Annotated in this window: 3 protein-coding genes and 1 pseudogene; all 4 read left to right on the plus strand. The window is 54.2% G+C overall.

The annotated features are described in order from the left end of the window. Positions 1–281 (plus strand): Hpt domain-containing protein (locus AQR02_RS30940; RefSeq protein WP_167347596.1); only part of this gene is annotated, 281 nt, incomplete at its 5' end. 331 nt (positions 282–612) lie between these two features. Then, positions 613–1074, plus strand: a complete 462-nt coding sequence (gene hutP, locus AQR02_RS01660) for a histidine utilization transcription antiterminator HutP (protein WP_054939117.1) — start codon at positions 613–615, stop codon at positions 1072–1074. Between the two features lie 126 nt (positions 1075–1200). Beyond that, positions 1201–2754: a histidine ammonia-lyase gene (gene hutH / locus AQR02_RS01665; protein WP_054939118.1), complete on the plus strand. Its 1554-nt coding sequence runs from the start codon at positions 1201–1203 to the stop codon at positions 2752–2754. Positions 2755–3331: 577 nt separating this feature from the next. Next, positions 3332–3901, plus strand: a pseudogene (locus AQR02_RS01670) (urocanate hydratase); the annotation flags it as partial.

Consider the following 3901-nt stretch of genomic DNA (forward strand, 5'->3'; position numbering starts at 1 on the left):
AATTTCTCCGCATGCTGGTAGAGATATTCAAGAGCGATACCCCCCTTCGGCTGGCGGCGCTGGATGCGGCAGCATCGATGAGGGATCTTCCGGAGATGGCGGCGGTTGCCCACGGCCTGAAATCGGGCAGTCTGAGCATCGGTGCGCAGTATTTTTCCCATTTGTGTGCGTTGGTTGAACTTCATGCCAGAGCAGATGAATATGACCTGGCCGTGCAGCAGCTGACTAAGCTTGGGCCTGCATACGAGGAAGCCTGCCGGGAGCTGGAAAACCTGCTGTAGATACAGTAATGTTAGACCGGTATGCCCTTTTTCCGGGGGCTGCCGGTCTTTTTTCAGGCGCATGATCATATCCAGGCAGTAGAGACATATTATATAACGTGATTGCAGAAGGTATTGCTGCTTTTCTCTGGCAATGTCATATAAGGTCACATTTACGATTGACAAATACTGGAGTCAGGTATATATTCTTCTCAGCGATATATAGTGATTAGTCAACAGAATGTAGCTGAGAATCAGGAGACAGACGTTTCCTAGTTTCGGTTGCATTTTTTTTATGAAATAAGAACCAGGACATACCAATCAATGCCAAAGAATCGAGGAGAATTTCTGCATGGGGGAAACATCCGTTTCATCTTTTCCGATCGGGAAGTTAGCTATACTGCTTGCGGTTCTTCAGGAGCATGAATGGAAAAAGGTTATTGAGCAGGAGCTGGCTTCACAGGACTTTCGCTATACGATCGGGCGGGTCGGGGCTATGGATATGATTAAAGTGATCGCAGCCATCGAAACAGCAGCCAAAAGCAATCACATTATCGATCCGGGTTCCTACCGGGAGGTGCATTCGCTGTATCATGCCATCATTGAGGCGATTCAGAGCATTGGCCGCGGCATCGTTCAGTTCGGCGATATTTTGCGCACGGTAGGGCTGACTTTTGCCATCGTAAGAGGGAAGATGTCGGGGGCTGTCGAGCATGAAGGGGAATGGATCGCGGTATGTGCCTATGGGACGATTGGTGCTCCGAAAAAGGGATTTGAGCATGAGGCCATCGGGTTTGGTTTTAATCATATTTAGCAGGTGGATTGCTGAAGAAGTCACCTTAACGTGATCAAGCCGTAATTTAGTGATTAGTAATATAGAAGCCGGTACCTCTTATTAGGGTATGGGCTTTTTCTATTACTCAAAAAGCAGGTGAGGCTCATGTTGGAGATAGCTAAATCTACAGTGTTTATATACGGTAATTCTTTAACTATGGAGCAAGTCGTCAATGTAGCCCGATATCACCACCACGTGGAGCTTAGTGAAGAGAGCTGCCGGAAAGTGGAGCATACCCGAAACTATGTAGAGAAGCTGCTGCTGGAGAAAAAAGTGGTGTACGGCCTGACCACAGGCTTTGGGAAATTCAGCGATACGTATATCTCACCGGAGGATACGAAGGCGCTGCAGCTCAACCTGATCCGCAGCCACAGCTGCGGGATCGGGGCGCCGTTTCCGGAGGAGGTCGTCCGGGCCATCTTGCTGCTGCGGGTTAATGCGCTGGCCCTCGGCTACTCCGGCATCAGGTTGGAGGTCCTCCGACTGATGATTGAACTGCTTAACAGGGGCGTCGTGCCGGTCATTCCGGAAAAAGGCTCCCTGGGCGCAAGCGGGGACCTGGCTCCGTTATCGCATATGGTGCTCGTCCTGATCGGTGAAGGTGAAGCCTATTACCGGGGAGTGCGAGTGCCGGGGGCAGAGGCGATGGCTAAGGCAGGACTCACACCGATTGTACTGGAGGCCAAAGAAGGGCTGGCGCTGATTAACGGAACGCAGGTCATGACGGCAGTCGGCACGCTGGCCTGCTGGGATGCGCTGAAGCTGGCGGACTGGGCGGACTGTGCGGCGGCATTGACCTGCGAGGCGCTGCTGGCGGTACGGGATGCTTTTGATCCGGCGACGCATGCCGTCCGGCCGCATAAGGGACAGCAGCAGGCGGCCGCCAACATCCGGAATCTGACAACCGGAAGCACCCTGATGACGAACCAGGGGGAGAAGCGGGTACAGGACGCCTATTCGCTGCGCTGCGCACCGCAGGTTCACGGGGCGAGCAGGGACGCGCTGGCTTATATCGCGGAGAAGCTGAATATCGAGATGAATTCGGCTACGGACAACCCGCTGATTTTTGCCGATGAAGAGCGGGTAATCTCCGGTGGGAACTTCCACGGCCAGCCGGTTGCCCTGCCGATGGACCATCTGTCGGTCTGCGCGGCAGAGCTGGCTGATATTGCCGAGCGGAGGATTGAGCGGATGGTCAACCCGCAGCTGAACGAGGGGCTGCCCCCGTTTCTGACGCTTAACGGCGGGCTGCAATCCGGGTTCATGATCGCACAGTACGCCGCAGCCGCTGTCGTCTCGGAGAACAAATCGCTGGCTCATCCGGCCAGTGTGGACTCCATTCCGTCCTCGGGAAATCAAGAGGATCATGTCAGTATGGGGACGATCGGTGCACGCAAAGCAGGGCAAATCGTTGACAACGCCTATGCCGTACTGGCCATTGAGCTGCTCTGCGCGGCGCAGGCCATCGACTTCCGGGGGCCGCAGCGCCTCGGCACAGGCACCAAATGGCTCTATGACCGCTGCCGCGAGCAGGTGGCGGCGGTGAAGGAAGACCGCGTGCTCTCTGGCGATTTTGCCGCTATTGCGGAGTGGATGAAGGAGCCAGGCGTGCTGGACGGATTAATAGCCAAGGTGCCGTTTAGCAGCTGTGTGAAGTGAATGGAGCAGGTGCAAAAATGATGAGCTCCAAGCCACCCCAGAGCAAGCGAGGCAAGCGTGCAAATTACGCAGGGGGAATTGGAACAGTAGGAGCGGTATCGTCCGTCTGCAAGCTTTCCCAAGGAACACTCGTCTCAGGAGCATTAGCGTTCTAGTGATTTTTACTGAAGGAAAGCACATTTCAGGAGCATGAGCATTCTACTGATTTTTGCTGAAAATATATTGTTCTCCGCTTCCCTCTGGAAGAAGGCGAAGTAACGGGATTTCCTCCATCTAATTCCTCTGGGCGGAGCGGAGACCGACCCTAGTGGGAATTTCTCCCGTTAATTCTCCACATTGGCTCAAATTCAGCGTTTTTCGGGAATTTAGCGGGAGGTTATCCACCTGAATTCCGATTTCCCCCGAAAATGAAAGAATTAGCGGGAGCTTTTCCAACTAAACTAATCGATTGAATTGACCACACACCACGTCTTCATGTTGTTTGTAAGCTAAAGCACTCCTGGGAGTATAAAGATTGAACTTGAAGGTAAACAGTTTTAGTAGAATCACCGCCTATTTTGAAGGGAGATCAGCCCATATGAGCCATAACGAGGAGAGAGTGTGCCGTGCGCCGAGAGGCAGCAAGCTGAGTACCAAGGGCTGGGTGCAGGAAGCCGCGCTGCGCATGCTGATGAACAACCTGGATCCCGAGGTGGCGGAGCATCCCGGGCAGCTGGTTGTCTATGGCGGCATTGGTAAAGCAGCCCGCAACTGGGCTAGCTATGACGCAATCGTCCAGTCGCTGACCACTCTGGTGAACGATGAAACGCTGCTGATTCAATCCGGTAAGCCGGTGGCCGTGTTCCGTACCCATCCGGATGCCCCGCGTATTCTGCTGGCGAATTCCAATCTGGTTCCGGCCTGGGCTAACTGGGACACCTTTCATGAGCTGGACCAAAAAGGGCTGGCCATGTACGGGCAGATGACGGCGGGCAGCTGGATCTACATCGGCACGCAGGGAATTGTCCAGGGGACCTATGAGACCTTCGCGGAGTGTGCCAGACAGCATTTCGGCGGCACGCTGAAAGGGACGACCACTCTCAGTGCAGGTCTTGGCGGAATGGGCGGTGCCCAGCCGCTGGCCGTAACGATGAATGATGGAGTATTC

It is taken from the genome of Paenibacillus ihuae (assembly GCF_001368795.1).
GTDB classification, from domain to species: Bacteria; Bacillota; Bacilli; order Paenibacillales; family Paenibacillaceae; genus Paenibacillus_AQ; species Paenibacillus_AQ ihuae.

Coding starts and splice junctions, on each gene's coding strand:
- hutP (WP_054939117.1), top strand. CDS start 613: ATGGGGGAAACATCCGTTTCATCTTTTCCGATCGGGAAGTTAGCTATA.
- hutH (WP_054939118.1), top strand. CDS start 1,201: ATGTTGGAGATAGCTAAATCTACAGTGTTTATATACGGTAATTCTTTA.